The sequence below is a fragment of the Pseudomonas sp. GM30 genome, assembly GCF_000282275.2.
Classification (GTDB): Bacteria; Pseudomonadota; Gammaproteobacteria; order Pseudomonadales; family Pseudomonadaceae; genus Aquipseudomonas.
On sequence record NZ_AKJP02000011.1, the window covers coordinates 255,003 to 269,856 of the forward strand.

The following is a 14,854-nucleotide window of genomic DNA, read 5'->3' on the forward strand; positions in this document are numbered from 1 at the left end:
CGAAGGCGGTGTGCCAGTCAACTCATGGCTGAATGACATACCGCTTTCGCGAGCAAGCTCGCTCCCACAGATCATCTGACCGGACTTAGTCGCGGAAGTTGTTGAACTGCAGCGGCATGCCGAATTCCTTGGCGCGCAGGGCCGCGATGGCTTCCTGCAGATCATCGCGCTTCTTGCCGGTCACACGTACCTGCTCGCCCTGGATGGCGGCCTGCACCTTGAGCTTGGCGTCCTTGATGTGCGCGACGATCTTCTTCGCCAGTTCCTTGTCGATGCCTTCCTTGAGAATGGCGTCCTGCTTCATCAGCTTGCCCGAGGCGTAAGCGTCTTTGACTTCAAGGCACTGCACATCGATCTTGCGCTTGGTCAGGGCCAGCTTCAGGATCTCGATCATCGCTTCCAGCTGGAACCCGGCTTCAGCGGTCAGGTTGACGGTCAGGTCCTTTTCCTTGAACTCGAAGCTGCCCTTGCCTTTCAGATCATAGCGACGATCGAGTTCCTTCACGGCGTTCTCGACCGCGTTGGTCAGCTCGTGTTTGTCCAGTTCGGATACCACGTCGAACGACGGCATGTAATCTCTCCAATAAAAAGGCGCGCTCGATGAGGATGGAGCGCGCTTGGCTTGCGGTTAAAATCCGGCTCATTATAACGGGTCTTTTCCCACCGATACGGCGAGCCTTGCATGCCAGTACCTTACCGAGTGAAAAACTGATGTCCACCCCCTGGCACGTTCTCGGCGCCGGCAGCCTCGGCACCCTGTGGGCCACGCGTCTGACGCGGGCCGGGCTGCCGGTGCGCCTGATCGTGCGGGATGCCGAGCGTTTGCGCAGCTATCAGGCGGCGGGCGGTCTGACGCTGGTCGAACACGGCGCAGCCACTACATATACCGTCCCCGCGCAAACGGCGGACGATCCAGAGCCGATCCGCCGCCTGCTGGTCGCCTGCAAGGCCTATGACGCCGAAAGCGCCGTCGCCCGCCTCGCCCCGCGCCTGAGCGCAGATGCCGAGCTGATCCTGTTGCAGAACGGCCTCGGCAGTCAGGACGCGGTCGCTGCGCTCGTGCCGCAGGCTCGCTGCATCAGCGCCTCCAGCACCGAAGGCGCGTTCCGCGACGGCGACTGGCGCGTGGTGTTTGCCGGCCACGGTTTCACCTGGCTGGGCGATGCCGGCCATCCGGTAGCGCCGATCTGGCTGGACGATCTCGACGCAGCAAAAATACCCCACGAATGGAGCACCGACATCCTCACCCGGCTGTGGCGCAAACTGGCGCTGAATTGCGCGATCAATCCACTGACCGTGCTCCACGATTGCCGTAACGGCGGGCTGAAACAGCATCAATGCGAAGTCGCCACGCTGTGCGCAGAGCTTGCCGAATTGCTGGAGCGTTGCGGTCAACCGGCAGCCGCGGTCAATCTGCAACAGGAAGTCGAACGGGTGGTCCACGCCACAGCGGCCAATTACTCGTCCATGTATCAGGACGTGGCGAACCGGCGCCGCACCGAAATCAGCTACCTGCTGGGCCACGCCTGCAAAGTCGCCACCCGTCATCAACTGAACCTGCCGCACCTCAATCAATTGCAGCAGCGCCTGGTCAGTCATCTGCACAGCCTTGGATTGCCCAGCGACTGAGCAGCGGCTACGCTGCCCACTTGTTCCTTTGTTGCGATAAACCTGATGCCATTGCGCCAGCGCCTCGAAAACCTGCCGGTTGGCCAGAAATTGCTGGCCGCCCTGCTGGTGTTGTTGACCACCGTCCTGCTGGTCGCCAACCTGACCTTTATCAGCGCCGCCTATTACATCTCCCAGGAAAGCATGGCGCCGCAGGCCCTGCAGACCATCGGCCGACTGATCTCCAACCCGAGCCTGGTCGCGCAAGCCCTCGAGTCGCCACAAAGCGCCGAACGCCTGCTCAAGGAACTCGACAGCTATTCGCCGTTGCGCGCGGCGGCGCTGTATGACGGCAAGGGTGACCGCATCGCCCAGGTGCAGCGTGGCGACAAGCTCAATCTGCCGGAACGCTATCGGCACGTCGAAGCCTGGCAACTGACCGAGTTTCGCAGCAACCAGTTGATCACCCTGCCCCGCCCCGGCACCGCGCCGGGGCATCTGCTGCTGGTGGCCAGCAGTGAACTGCCGATGGCGTTCTACACCGGCACCCTGACCGCCAGTCTCGGCATCCTGATTTTCAGTGTGCTGCTGTGGCTGGTGATTGCGCGGCAGATCAAACGCCTGATCACCCGCCCGATCCATGAACTGGAAGAGCTCTCGCGTCAGGTCACTCGCGAAGAGAACTATGCCCTGCGCGCCTCACGCGGCAACCACGATGAAATCGGCAGTCTTGCCGAGGCTTTCAACACCATGCTCTCGCGTATCGAGGCCCGCGAACAACAGCTCAAGCGCGCCCGTGATGACTCGCAGGCCGCCTACGATCAGGCGCAGGGCCTGGCCGAAGAAACCCGCCACACCAACCGCAAGCTGGAGCTGGAGGTCCAGGTGCGGAGCAAGATCGAGAAGAAGCTCACCGGATTCCAGAACTACCTCAACAGCATCATCGACTCCATGCCCTCGGCGCTGATCGCCCTCGACGAGCAGCTCTACGTGACCCAGTGGAACCAAGAGGCCAGCGCCCTCTCCGGGACGCGCCTGGATGAAGCGCTGAACCAGCCGATCTTCCTCGCCTTCGAACCGCTCAAGCCGTTTCTGCCGCAACTCAAGCAGACCGTGGAAGAGCACACGGTGGCGAAGATCGAGCGAGTGACCTGGTTCAAGGATGACGAACCCAAGCATTACGCCCTGACCTTTTACCCGCTGATGGGCGGTGCCGGGCGTGGTGTGGTGATCCGGATCGACGACATCACCCAGCGCCTGTCGCTGGAAGAAATGATGGTGCAGTCGGAGAAAATGCTCTCGGTCGGTGGCCTCGCTGCCGGCATGGCTCATGAGATCAATAACCCGCTCGGCGCGATCCTGCACAACGTGCAGAACATTCGTCGGCGGCTGTCGGCGGATCTGCCGAAGAACCTCGAAACCGCCGAGCAGCTCGGCATCGAACTGGACACGGTCAACCGCTACCTGCAAAGCCGTGAAGTGCCGAAACTGCTCGACGGCATCCAGCAGGCCGGCGCGCGCGCGGCAAAAATCGTCACCCACATGCTCAGTTTCAGCCGCCGCAGCACCCGGCAAATGGCGCCCTGCGATCTGCCGGCGTTGATTGATCAGGCGGTGGAAATTGCCGGCAACGACTTCGATCTGGCGATCGGTTTCGACTTCAAGGGCCAGGCGATCATCCGCCAGTTCGACCCGGCGCTCGGCCCGGTGCCGGGCACCGCCAACGAACTGGAACAAGTGCTGCTCAACCTGCTGAAAAACGCCGCGCAAGCCATTCACCAGCGCGAAGACGACAGCGAGCCGGGGCGGATCATCCTGCGCACCAAGCTCAATCCGCCATGGGCCGAGATCCAGGTCGAGGACAATGGCATCGGCATGAGCGAGAACGTGCGCAAACGTACTTTCGAGCCGTTCTTCACCACCAAGGAAATCGGCCAGGGCACAGGGCTGGGGCTGTCGGTGTCGTACTTCATCATCACCAACAACCATAAAGGGCAGATGGAAGTGCAATCGGCGCCGGGCCAGGGCACCTGCTTCACCTTGCGCCTGCCACTGACCCAACCGGCGGCCATCGCCGCCGAAACCAATCAACTACCGAGGTAACCCATGGGCTTTCGCTTGTCGAAGATCTACACCCGCACCGGCGACACAGGCGAAACCGGCCTGGGCGATGGCCGCCGCGTACCCAAGGATCACCCGCGGATCGAAGCGATTGGCGAAGTCGATACGTTGAACAGTCAGGTCGGTGTGCTGCTGGCCGGATTGATCGCCGAACGTGAGGCATTCCCGGGTTTGAATGAACTGATCGACGTGCTCACGCCCTGTCAGCATCGATTGTTTGACCTCGGCGGTGAACTGGCGATGCCGCAATATCAGGCGCTGAATGCGGCGGAAATCGAGCGCCTGGAAGCAGCCATCGATGTGTGGAACGAGGAATTGGGGCCGCTGGAGAATTTCATTCTGCCCGGCGGTTCGATGTTGATTGCCCAGGCCCATGTGTGCCGCAGTCTGGCACGCAGTGCCGAGCGCCGTTGTCAGCATTTGAATGCAATTGAGCCATTGGCCGGGGTTGGCCTGGCGTATATCAATCGGCTGTCGGATCTGCTGTTTGTGGCGGCGCGGTTGATTGCGCGGCGGCAGGGGATTGCAGAGATTTTGTGGCAGCCGGCGGCAAAACCTTCAGATATCTAGCGCCTGTACGGACGCCTTCGCGAGCAAGCTCGCTCCCACAGGTATGTGAACGACATAGAACCTGTGGGAGCGAGCTTGCTCGCGAAGGGGCCAGCTATATCAATACGAAATCAAGCTTCCGGCCAGAACGCCCGAATCCCCGCCACACCCTGAGCCCCGACACCCCACGCTTTCTCGCGCTCCGCCGGGCCAACGCCGCCAAGCAGGAACACCGGCTTGCCAAAGCCCTCGATCAACGCCGCAGCCTGCTCCCAGCCCAACGGCTGCGCATCAGGGTGGGTCAGGGTCGGCTGCACCGGCGACAGGGTGACGAAATCCACACCCATCTGCTCGGCCAGCGCCAGTTCTTCGGCGTTATGGCACGAAGCCGCCAACCAGCGCTCCGCCGGCAACGGTCGCCCCGCTTCGGCGTATTTGCGCAATTGCGCGGCGGTGATGTGCCAGCCGGCCGACGGGAAATCGCCGAGCCATTCGAACGGGCCCTTGATCATCAACTGCGCCTTGCCGGCACACAGACCGGCTGCATCCACCGCCAGATCGCGGTATTTTGGGTCGTAGCCGTTGGGCGCACGCAGCTGGATCAGTTTGATCCCGCCGGCAATCGCCTTCTGAATGCCGCGCAGCAAGGCCGGGGCTTCCAGATCTTCCGGAGTGATCAAGTATTCAGCGGGCAGGCGTGCGGCGGCGACGATTGGCTGGTTGGCGGCCGGAAACTCGTAGCCGGTCAGTTCTTTCGCGCTGACCCAGGCCAGTGGCTGACCTTCGGCACCGTGGGGTTCACCGCTGAAGCTCGAGACTTCCCAGACATCCAGCAACACCTGTTTGTCCGGGTAGTCGTGGCGAACCTTGATCAGTGGACGAGCGGCGCCCACGACAATGCCCAATTCTTCCTGAAGCTCGCGAGCCAGGGCGCTTTCGACCGATTCGTCGGCCTCGACCTTGCCGCCGGGAAATTCCCACAAGCCGCCCTGATGCTGGGTGTCGGCACGGCGGGCGATGAGGATTTTGCCGCTGTCGTCACGAATGACGGCAGCCGCGACGTGTACGCGTTTCACGGATTCAACTCCTCCAGTCCAGCCTTTTGCCACGCCTTGAAGGCGGGCCATTGGTAGATGGTTTCAACATAGGCCTGATCAACCGCCGGCAACTGCACCTGGTAGGTCCGCAGGCGCACGGCAATCGGGGCGAAGAACGCATCAGCCAGACTCACCCGGCCAAACAGATACGGCCCAGGCTCTGTGGCAGCAGCACGGCATTCAGCCCACAGCGCGAGCACGCGCTCGATATCGACCTTCACTTCCGGCGGCACCGGGTTCAGCGGTGCGTCGTGGCTCAGGTTGAACGGCATGTGATTGCGCATGGCGAAAAAGCCGCTGTGCATCTGCGCGCACGCAGAACGGGCCTGGGCGCGAGCGTAAACATCGCTCGGCCAGAGCTGTTCGGACGGAAACTGCTCGGCCAGGTATTCGGCGATCGCCAGAGAGTCGGCGATGGTGCCACGAGAGGTTTGCAGCAACGGCACCTTGGCGGTCGGCGAATGCTTGAGCAGCTTCTCGCGGGTGTCGGGCTTGCCGAGCTTGATCAGTTCTTCGCTGTAGGGTGCGCCGGTCAGCTCGACGGCCAGTGCGGCACGCAGCGACCAGGAAGAAAGCAGTTTGTCGCCGATGATCAGGTGCAGGGACATGGTGTGGCGCCTTTTCGTCAGTGGAAAGCTTCAAGACTTGTAGTGACCGGGCCGACGCTTTCGCGGGCAAGCCCGCTCCCACAGTAGTTTCGGTCGTGCACAAAGGTTGTGTACACCGCAGAACCCTGTGGGAGCGGGCTTGCCCGCGAAGAGGCCGGCAGCCCACCCTCACCCTTTGGATCAGGTGCGGTATTCGGCGTTGATCTTCACGTATTCATGCGACAGGTCGGTGGTCCAGATGATTTCGCTGCAGTCGCCACGGCCCAGTTCGATGCGGATGGTGATCTCTTCCTGCTGCATCACCGCCGAGCCCTGCGCTTCAGTGTAGGTCGCTGCGCGTGCGCCACGGCTGGCGATGCACACGTCACCGAGGAACACGTCGATCTTGCTCACATCCAGATCCGGCACGCCGGCACGGCCGACGGCGGCGAGAATGCGGCCCCAGTTCGGGTCGGAAGCGAACAGCGCGGTCTTGATCAGCGGCGAGTGGGCCACGGTGTAACCGACGTCCAGACATTCCTGATGATTGCCGCCACCGTTGACTTCAACGGTGACGAACTTGGTCGCGCCTTCGCCGTCACGCACGATGGCCTGGGCCACGTCCATGCACACCTCGAACACCGCTTGCTTCAACTTGTTGAACAGCTCGCCTTCGGCACGGGTGATTTCCGGCAATGCAGCCTTGCCAGTGGCAATCAGCATGCAGCAGTCGTTGGTCGAGGTGTCGCCGTCGATGGTAATGCGGTTGAACGATTTGTTCGCGCCGTCGAGCATCAGGTTGTGCAGCACGTCGCGGGAGACTTTGGCATCGGTAGCGATGTAGCCAAGCATGGTCGCCATGTTCGGGCGAATCATGCCCGCGCCTTTGCTGATGCCGGTGACGGTGATGGTCACGCCGTCATGCTCGAACTGACGGCTGGCGCCCTTGGGCAGGGTGTCGGTGGTCATGATGCCGGTGGCGGCGGCTTCCCAGTTGTTTTCCGACAGGTCGTCCAGCGCCGCTTGCAACGCGCCTTCGATCTTCTCGACCGGCAGTGGCTCGCCGATCACGCCGGTGGAGTACGGCAGGATCTGGCTGGCATCGACACCGGTCAGTTCGGCCAGTCTGGCGGTGGTGCGCTCGGCAGCCGCCAGGCCCGGCTCACCGGTACCGGCGTTGGCGTTACCGGTGTTGGTCAGCAGGTAACGCACGTCGTTCTGCACACGTTTTTTTGCCAGGATCACCGGCGCGGCGCAAAACGCGTTCAACGTGAACACACCGGCCACGGTCGAACCTTCGGCGCAGCGCATCACTACCACATCCTTGCGCCCGGGGCGCTTGATGCCGGCCGAGGCAATACCGAGTTCAAAACCGGCAACCGGGTGCAACGTTGGCAAAGGACCAAGACCAACAGCCATGAATGCGCTCCTTACTCAATGATGTCAGCACCGCTCACAGGGATGGCGGTGGTGTAAATGGCAAAACGCCGCGACGGCAGGAGCCGGTCGCGGCGCGGGTATTTCAGCGATTGAAACGGGAGTTACTGGATCTGCCCGTGGCAATGCTTGAATTTCTTGCCCGAACCGCAGTAGCACAGTTCGTTGCGACCCAGCTTCTGCTCGTTGCGTACCGGCGCGGTGGCGAGGGCTACATCGACCTCTTCACCCAGCACTTCCGGCTGCTCCAGACCAGGAGCCTCGGCGTGTTCGAACTGCATGCGGGCGGCCAGTGCTTCGGCCTCCTGACGCAGACGTTGCTCTTCGGCTTCCGGATCTTCGCGGCGCACCTGAACGTGCGACAGCACACGGATCGAGTCGCGCTTGATCGAATCCAGCAGCTCGGAGAACAGCGTGAACGACTCGCGCTTGTATTCCTGCTTCGGGTTCTTCTGGGCGTAGCCACGCAGGTGGATGCCGTGACGCAGGTGATCCATGGTCGACAGGTGGTCTTTCCACAGGTCGTCCAGCACGCGCAGAACGATTTGTTTCTCGAACGAGCGCAGTGCTTCGGCACCGGCCTGATCTTCTTTCTCGTTGTACGCCGCCATCAGCTCGACCATCAGCTTCTCGCGCAGGGTCTCTTCGTACAGGTGATCGTCCTCGTCGAGCCATTGCTGGATCGGCAGTTTCACCCCGAAGTCGCTTTCCAGCGAAGCTTCCAGACCGGCCACGTCCCACTGCTCTGGCAGCGATTGCGGCGGAATGTGCGCGCTGACGGTGGCGTTGAGCACGTCCTGACGGAAGTCGGCGATGGTTTCACCGATGTTGTCGGCGGCCAGCAACGTGTTACGCATGTGATAGATCACTTTACGCTGTTCGTTGTTGACGTCATCGAACTCAAGCAGCTGCTTGCGGATGTCAAAGTTGCGACCTTCAACCTTGCGCTGCGCCTTCTCGATCGCATTGGTCACCATACGGTGCTCGATCGCTTCGCCAGGCTGCATGCCCAGGGCTTTCATGAAGTTCTTCACCCGGTCAGAGGCGAAGATGCGCATCAGGCTGTCTTCCAGCGACAGGTAGAAGCGGCTGGAACCGGCATCACCCTGACGACCGGCACGGCCACGCAGCTGGTTGTCGATACGACGGGATTCGTGACGCTCGGAAGCAATCACCTGCAGACCGCCGGACTCCAGCACTTGCTGGTGACGTTTCTGCCAGTCGGCCTTGATCTGGGCGATCTGCTCGGGGCTCGGGTTTTCCAGTGCCGCGACTTCCACTTCCCAGTTGCCGCCCAACAGAATGTCGGTACCACGACCGGCCATGTTGGTGGCGATGGTCAGGGCGCCCGGACGACCGGCTTGCGCGATGATCTCGGCTTCTTTTTCGTGGAACTTGGCGTTCAGCACCTTGTGCTCGATGCCTTCCTTGTTGAGCAGGTTGGACACGTGCTCGGAAGTTTCGATGGTCGCGGTACCCACCAGGATCGGACGGCCCTGGGCCATGCCTTCCTTGATGTCGTTGATGATCGCCGCGTATTTCTCTTCGGCGGTCAGGAACACCAGGTCGTTGAAGTCTTTACGCGCCAGGGGCTTGTTCGGCGGAATGACCATGACCTGCAGGCCATAGATCTGGTGGAATTCGAACGCTTCGGTGTCGGCGGTACCGGTCATGCCGGACAGCTTGGTGTACAGACGGAAGTAGTTCTGGAACGTGGTCGAAGCCAGGGTCTGGCTCTCTGCCTGGATGTTCAGACCTTCCTTGGCTTCGATGGCCTGGTGCAGGCCTTCGGACAGACGACGACCCGGCATGGTACGACCGGTGTGTTCGTCGACCAGTACGACCTGACCGTCCTGCACGATGTATTCGACGTTGCGGTGGAACAGCTTGTGCGCACGCAGACCCGAATAAACGTGGGTCAGCAGGCCCAGGTTATGCGCCGAGTACAGGCTCTCGCCTTCGGCCAGCAGACCGACGCCGGTGAGCATTTCTTCGATGTACTGGTGACCGGCTTCGTTGAGTTCGACCTGACGGGTCTTCTCGTCGATGGTGTAGTGACCGGCCTTGGTGACCTGGCCTTCGACTTCTTCAACGTGCAATTCCAGCTGCGGGATCAGTTTGTTGATCTCCATGTACAGCTTGGAACTGTCCTCGGCCTGACCGGAAATGATCAGCGGGGTACGGGCTTCGTCGATGAGGATGGAGTCGACTTCGTCGATCACGGCAAAATTGAGTTCGCGCTGGAATTTCTCTTCCATGCTGAACGCCATGTTGTCGCGCAGGTAGTCGAACCCGAATTCGTTGTTGGTGCCGTAGGTGATGTCGGCAGCGTAGGCGGCGCGCTTCTCTTCCGGCGGCTGGAACGGCGTCACGACGCCGACGGTCAGGCCGAGGAATTCATACAGCGGGCGCATCCAGTTGGCGTCACGGCGGGCCAGGTAGTCGTTCACGGTTACAACGTGCACGCCCTTGCCGGACAGCGCGTTGAGGTAAACGCCCAGGGTCGCTACGAGGGTTTTACCCTCACCGGTACGCATTTCGGCAATCATGCCTTCATGCAAGGTCATGCCGCCGATCAACTGGACGTCGAAGTGGCGCATGCCCATGACGCGCTTGCCGGCTTCACGGGCGACCGCGAAGGCTTCAGGCAACAGCTTGTCGAGGGATTCCCCTTTGGCGATACGGGCCTTGAACTCATTGGTCTTGGCGCGCAATTGATCGTCCGAAAGGGCCACCATTTGCTCTTCGAAGGCATTGACGAGCTGCACCGTCTTGAGCATGCGTTTGACTTCACGCTCGTTCTTGCTTCCAAAAAGTTTCTTTAACAAAGGCGCAAACATATCGGCAGGATCTTCCACACTAAAGGGATGGAGGGCGGCCCCGTGAGTCGCCCGTGCAGCCCTCATGGCCGCATGCGAACGAGCATTCTACCCGGAAACGGTGGTGAGGAAAGTGGCGATATTCCACGATGCTGGCACTGCGCTTTGACGGGGCTCACTTAAAATAAGGGCGTTTTGCTCAACTTCAACCCATCAAGGCAAGAAGTTAGTTGTTGATTTAATGGGTAAAGCAGGGACAAAAGCAATGGGCGAGTGGTTCCGTTGCTTTCTGCTAACATGGCGCCTCTGTTACTTCAGGTCTTCGATCATGGCATTTCGCCCCCTTACAGCCAGAGCGCCCGCCGTTCTGCTACGCGAAGCCAAGCCGCTCAAAGCCATCCTCGGCCATGCCCAACGCCTCGCTCATCTGCAACGCCTGCTTGAAAGCCAGCTGCAACCTGCCGCCCGCGCACATTGTCATGTGGCCAAGTGGCGTGAAGGCGAACTGTCGCTGGTGGTCACCGACGGCCATTGGGCCACACGCCTGCGCTACCAGCAAAAACGCCTGCAACGGCAACTGCAGCTGTTCGAAGAGTTCGCCAACCTGACGCGAATCAAGTTCAGCGTGCGACCACCGATCGTCCAGCCTGGGGCTGTCGGGCACACGATGGACCTGTCGAGCGATGCGGCGGCGACCATTCAGTCCACGGCCGACGGGATCAGCGATCCTGGCCTGCGTGCGGCGCTTGAACGTCTGGCGGCGCACGCCAAAGACAAGGCCTGAAGCAAAAGCAAAAGATCGCAGCCTGCGGCAGCTCCTACAGTTGAAATACGTTCCCCTGTAGGAGCTGCCGAAGGCTGCGATCTTTGCTTTTAGCGGCGTTTGCTGCCGCCAAGTAATGAGCCCATCAAACCGCGCACCAGTTGCTTGCCCAGATTGTTCGCGGCCTGGCGCATAGCCGATTTCAAGGCCTGCCCCGCCGCCGTGCCCAGAAACTCTCCGGCCCGATCGGCCAGGCTCGGCTCTTCGGCTGGCGGCTTACCCGCTGGCGCATCCGGTGCCAGATCCTTGCGGCCCATCAGGATTTCGTACGCGGATTCGCGGTCGATCGGTTTGTCATATCGGCCTTTGAACGGCGACCCGGCGATCAGCATTGTGCGTTCGGTTTCGCTCAGCGGCCCGATCCGCGACTGCGGTGGCGCCACCAGCACCCGCTGGACCATCTCCGGCGTGCCTTTTTCCTGCAGCGTCCCGACCAGTGCTTCGCCGATACCCAATTCCGTCAGCACCGACAAGGTGTCGAATGCCGGATTCGGCCGGAAGCCATCGGCCACCGCGCGCAGGGATTTCTGCTCCTTGGCGGTGAACGCACGCAAACCGTGCTGGATGCGCAGACCGAGTTGCGCCAGCACGTTATCCGGCAAATCCCCCGGCGACTGGGTGACGAAATACACGCCGACACCTTTCGAGCGAATCAGCCGCACCACCTGCTCCAGACGCTCCTGCAGCGCCTTGGGCGTATCGCCGAAGAGCAAATGCGCTTCATCGAAGAACAGCGCCAGCAGCGGTTTGTCGGCGTCGCCGCGCTCCGGCAACTGCTCGAACAGCTCGGCCAGCAGCCACAGCAGGAACGTCGCGTAGACTTTCGGCGCCTCGTGTACCAGACGACTGGCATCGAGCAAATGAATCCGTCCACGGCCATCGGCGGACGGTTGCAGAATGTCTTCGAGTTGCAGCGCCGGTTCGCCGAACAAGGCTTCAGCGCCCTGCTGCTCCAGGGTCGCCAGCCGGCGCAACAGCGCCTGACTGGAACCGGTGGTCATCAGCGCAGCATCTTCGCCCAGCAGTTGCGGGTTGTCCTTGAGGTGATTGAGCAGCGCCTTGAGGTCTTTCAGGTCCAGCAGCAGCAGGCCTTCGCGATCGGCCACTTTAAAGGCTGCGTACAGCGCCGCCTGTTGGCTGTCGGTCAGTTCCAGCAGGCTGCCGATCAGCAACGGGCCCATTTCACTCAAGGTGGTACGCAACGGATGACCGGATTCACCGTGAATGTCCCACAGCGTCACCGGATAAGCCTGCGGCTTGTAATCGAGCCAGGGCATCCCGGCGATACGCTCGGCGACCTTGCCCTGCGGATTGCCGGCGGCACCGAGGCCGCACAGATCGCCCTTGATGTCGGCGGCGAACACCGCGACCCCGGCGTCACTGAATGCTTCGGCAAGGCGTTGCAAAGTCACGGTCTTGCCGGTCCCGGTCGCACCGGCGATCAGCCCGTGGCGGTTAGCCAGGCGCATGGCCTGAGCAATCGGTTGCCCCGCCAGATCGGCGCCGATAACGAGTTGCGATGTGTCAGGCATTTTGTCACCTATGGTTAATCTTTAATCCGCTGTGGCCGATAGCTAAGGCGAGAACCGACTGAAAAGTCGGTCGGACATTTCCCTAAGGAGAGTCGGAAATATCAGTTTGTTTCACCCTTGCCCATATTGCGCGTCTTTATAAAAGCACGCCCAGGACATTAAGACCTTAGCGGAACCCCAAGCCATGAACAAAAACCTGCGCTTCAGCCATAAAATTTTGCTTGCCGCCGCCCTCATCGTCATCGCCGCTTTCGCCTCGTTCACGCTGTACAACGACTGGCTGCAACGCAACGCGATCCGCGATGACCTGAACAACTATCTCAACGAGATGGGCGAAGTCACCGCCGACAACATCCAGACCTGGCTCAACGGGCGCATTCTGCTGGTGGAGAACGCCGCGCAGAACATCGCCATCAACCCGGAACCGGCCAACGTCGCCAGCCTGCTGGAACAGAAGTCCCTGACCTCGACATTCATGGCGACCTATCTGGGCGATGCCACCGGTCACTTCACCATCCGCCCGGACGTGAAGATGCCGGACGGTTTCGATCCACGGGTGCGCCCTTGGTATAAAGGTGCCGAGAGCAGCAGTGCCTCGACCCTGACCGAACCGTACATCGACGCCGCCACCGGGCAGTTGATCATCTCCATCGCCACCGCCTCGAAAAAAGCCGGCCAGAGCGTCGGCGTGGTCGGCGGCGACCTGAGCCTGCAAACCCTGGTCGACACCCTCACCGCGCGGGACTTCTCCGGCATGGGCTACGCGTTCCTGGTCAGCGCCGACGGCAAGATCCTCGTGCACCCGGACAAGGCACTGGTGATGAAATCACTGAAGGAGGCCTATCCGCAGGACACCCCGCGCATCAGCAGCGACTTCAGTGAAATCAGCGTCGATGGCAAGACCCGCATCGTCAGCTTCACCCCGATCAAAGGCCTGCCGTCGGTCAACTGGTACATCGGTCTGTCGGTGGACAAGGACAAAGCCTTCTCGATGCTCAGTGAGTTCCGCACCTCGGCGGTGATTGCCACGGTGATTGCGGTGGTGATCATCATCGCGCTGCTGGGCATGCTGATTCGCCTGCTGATCCAGCCGCTGCACGTCATGACCCGCGCCATGGAAGACATCGCCGATGGCGAAGGCGACCTGACCAAGCGCCTGACCATCGTCAATAACGATGAGTTTGGCGTGCTGGGTACCGCATTCAACCGTTTCGTCGAGCGTATTCACGGCTCGATCCGTGAAGTGTCGTCGGCCACCGGCCAGGTCAACGAGGTCGCGTTGCGCGTGGTCGCGGCGTCCAACTCGTCGATGTACAACTCCGACCAGCAAGCCTCACGCACCAGCAGCGTCGCCGCCGCGATCAATCAACTGGGCGCCGCCGCCCAGGAAATCGCGCGCAACGCCGCGCAAGCCTCGAACCAGGCCAGTGATGCCCGCGGCCTCGCCGAAGACGGCCAGCAAGTGGTGGATCGCAGCATCAAGGCGATGAATCAACTGTCGAGCATGCTCAGCGCCTCCAGCACCAACATCGAGTCGCTGAACAGCAAAACCGTGAACATCGGGCAGATCCTCGAAGTGATCACCAGCATCTCCCAGCAGACCAACCTGCTGGCACTCAACGCCGCCATCGAAGCGGCGCGTGCCGGTGAGGCCGGACGTGGTTTTGCCGTGGTCGCCGACGAAGTACGCAACCTGGCGCACCGCACCCAGGAATCGGCGCAGCAGGTGCAGACCATGATCGAGGAGCTGCAAGTCGGCGCCCGAGAGTCGGTGAGCACCATGAGCGACAGCCAGCGCCACAGCCAGGACAGCGTGGAAATCGCCAACCTCGCCGGCGAACGCCTGAACAGCGTGACCCAGCGTATCGGCGAAATCGACGGGATGAACCAGTCGGTGGCGACCGCGACCGAAGAACAGACGGCGGTGGTCGAGTCGATCAACGTCGACATCACCGAGATCAACACGCTGAACCAGGAAGGTGTCGAGAACCTGCAGGCGACCCTGCGTGCCTGTTCGGATCTGGAGCAGCAGGCTTCGCGCCTCAAGCAATTGGTTGGCAGCTTCCGCATCTAGGGCGCTGAGACTGGCCTCTTCGCGAGCAAGCTCGCTCCCACATTTTATCTGTGTCGTTTGCAGATCCCTGTGGGAGCGAGCTTGCTCGCGAAGGCGTCCTGTCAAACACCACAACACCTCGCAAAAAACCCCACCGCGTATTCCCGACCGAACATCTATTCTGGATAAAGGTCAACCAAGGGAGTGCAACGCAGCGGAGGGTTGATC

General features: G+C 61.3%; 11 protein-coding genes and 1 pseudogene. 6 read left to right on the forward strand and 6 right to left on the reverse strand.

The window, feature by feature from the left end:
- Window positions 1–85 precede the first annotated feature (85 nt).
- Entirely contained in the window at window positions 86–571 is a 486-nt protein-coding gene (locus tag PMI25_RS08880) for a YajQ family cyclic di-GMP-binding protein (protein ID WP_003227548.1), read from the reverse strand.
- 140 nt (window positions 572–711) lie between these two features.
- Here PMI25_RS08880 and PMI25_RS08885 point away from each other — a divergent pair, with 140 nt between their 5' ends.
- Genes PMI25_RS08885 through PMI25_RS08895 form a run of 3 tightly spaced genes read left to right on the forward strand, consistent with a single transcriptional unit; the run spans window position 712 to window position 4,299 of the window.
- Window positions 712–1,629: a putative 2-dehydropantoate 2-reductase gene (locus PMI25_RS08885; RefSeq protein ID WP_007962089.1), complete on the forward strand. Its 918-nt coding sequence runs from the start codon at window positions 712–714 to the stop codon at window positions 1,627–1,629.
- 45 nt (window positions 1,630–1,674) lie between these two features.
- On the forward strand, window positions 1,675–3,711 hold the full coding sequence (locus tag PMI25_RS08890; protein WP_007962086.1) for a sensor histidine kinase: 2,037 nt from the start codon (window positions 1,675–1,677) through the stop codon (window positions 3,709–3,711).
- Between the two features lie 3 nt (window positions 3,712–3,714).
- A complete protein-coding gene (locus tag PMI25_RS08895) occupies window positions 3,715–4,299 on the forward strand; it encodes a cob(I)yrinic acid a,c-diamide adenosyltransferase (protein ID WP_007962084.1) in 585 nt (194 codons plus the stop codon).
- 110 nt (window positions 4,300–4,409) lie between these two features.
- On the opposite strand, the gene PMI25_RS08900 is transcribed toward PMI25_RS08895, so the two are convergent.
- The 4 genes from PMI25_RS08900 to secA all read right to left on the reverse strand — a co-directional run bounded on the left by PMI25_RS08900 (window position 4,410) and on the right by secA (window position 10,239).
- Window positions 4,410–5,354: a Nudix family hydrolase gene (locus PMI25_RS08900; RefSeq protein WP_007962083.1), complete on the reverse strand. Its 945-nt coding sequence runs from the start codon at window positions 5,352–5,354 to the stop codon at window positions 4,410–4,412.
- Window positions 5,351–5,983 (reverse strand): glutathione S-transferase family protein, encoded by a 633-nt coding sequence (locus PMI25_RS08905; RefSeq protein ID WP_007962082.1) that lies wholly within the window; start codon window positions 5,981–5,983, stop codon window positions 5,351–5,353. Before PMI25_RS08905 ends, PMI25_RS08900 begins: the two co-directional genes overlap by 4 nt.
- A 180-nt stretch (window positions 5,984–6,163) precedes the next feature.
- On the reverse strand, window positions 6,164–7,381 hold the full coding sequence (gene argJ / locus PMI25_RS08910) for a bifunctional glutamate N-acetyltransferase/amino-acid acetyltransferase ArgJ (RefSeq protein WP_007962081.1): 1,218 nt from the start codon (window positions 7,379–7,381) through the stop codon (window positions 6,164–6,166).
- A 122-nt stretch (window positions 7,382–7,503) separates the two neighbouring features.
- On the reverse strand, window positions 7,504–10,239 hold the full coding sequence (secA, locus tag PMI25_RS08915; protein WP_007962079.1) for a preprotein translocase subunit SecA: 2,736 nt from the start codon (window positions 10,237–10,239) through the stop codon (window positions 7,504–7,506).
- Window positions 10,240–10,546: 307 nt separating this feature from the next.
- Here secA and PMI25_RS08920 point away from each other — a divergent pair, with 307 nt between their 5' ends.
- On the forward strand, window positions 10,547–11,002 hold the full coding sequence (locus PMI25_RS08920; RefSeq protein ID WP_045122019.1) for a DUF721 domain-containing protein: 456 nt from the start codon (window positions 10,547–10,549) through the stop codon (window positions 11,000–11,002).
- A gap of 89 nt (window positions 11,003–11,091) precedes the next feature.
- Here the strand turns inward: PMI25_RS08920 and PMI25_RS08925 are convergent, their stop codons facing one another.
- Window positions 11,092–12,573, reverse strand: coding sequence for a helicase HerA-like domain-containing protein (locus PMI25_RS08925; protein WP_007965920.1), 1,482 nt, complete (start codon window positions 12,571–12,573; stop codon window positions 11,092–11,094).
- A gap of 184 nt (window positions 12,574–12,757) precedes the next feature.
- Here PMI25_RS08925 and PMI25_RS29895 point away from each other — a divergent pair.
- Both PMI25_RS29895 and PMI25_RS29900 read left to right on the forward strand, forming a co-directional pair.
- Window positions 12,758–13,789 (forward strand): annotated as a pseudogene (locus PMI25_RS29895) (HAMP domain-containing protein); the annotation flags it as partial.
- A gap of 93 nt (window positions 13,790–13,882) precedes the next feature.
- On the forward strand, window positions 13,883–14,647 hold the full coding sequence (locus PMI25_RS29900; protein ID WP_371859049.1) for a methyl-accepting chemotaxis protein: 765 nt from the start codon (window positions 13,883–13,885) through the stop codon (window positions 14,645–14,647).
- Window positions 14,648–14,854: the final 207 nt, after the last annotated feature.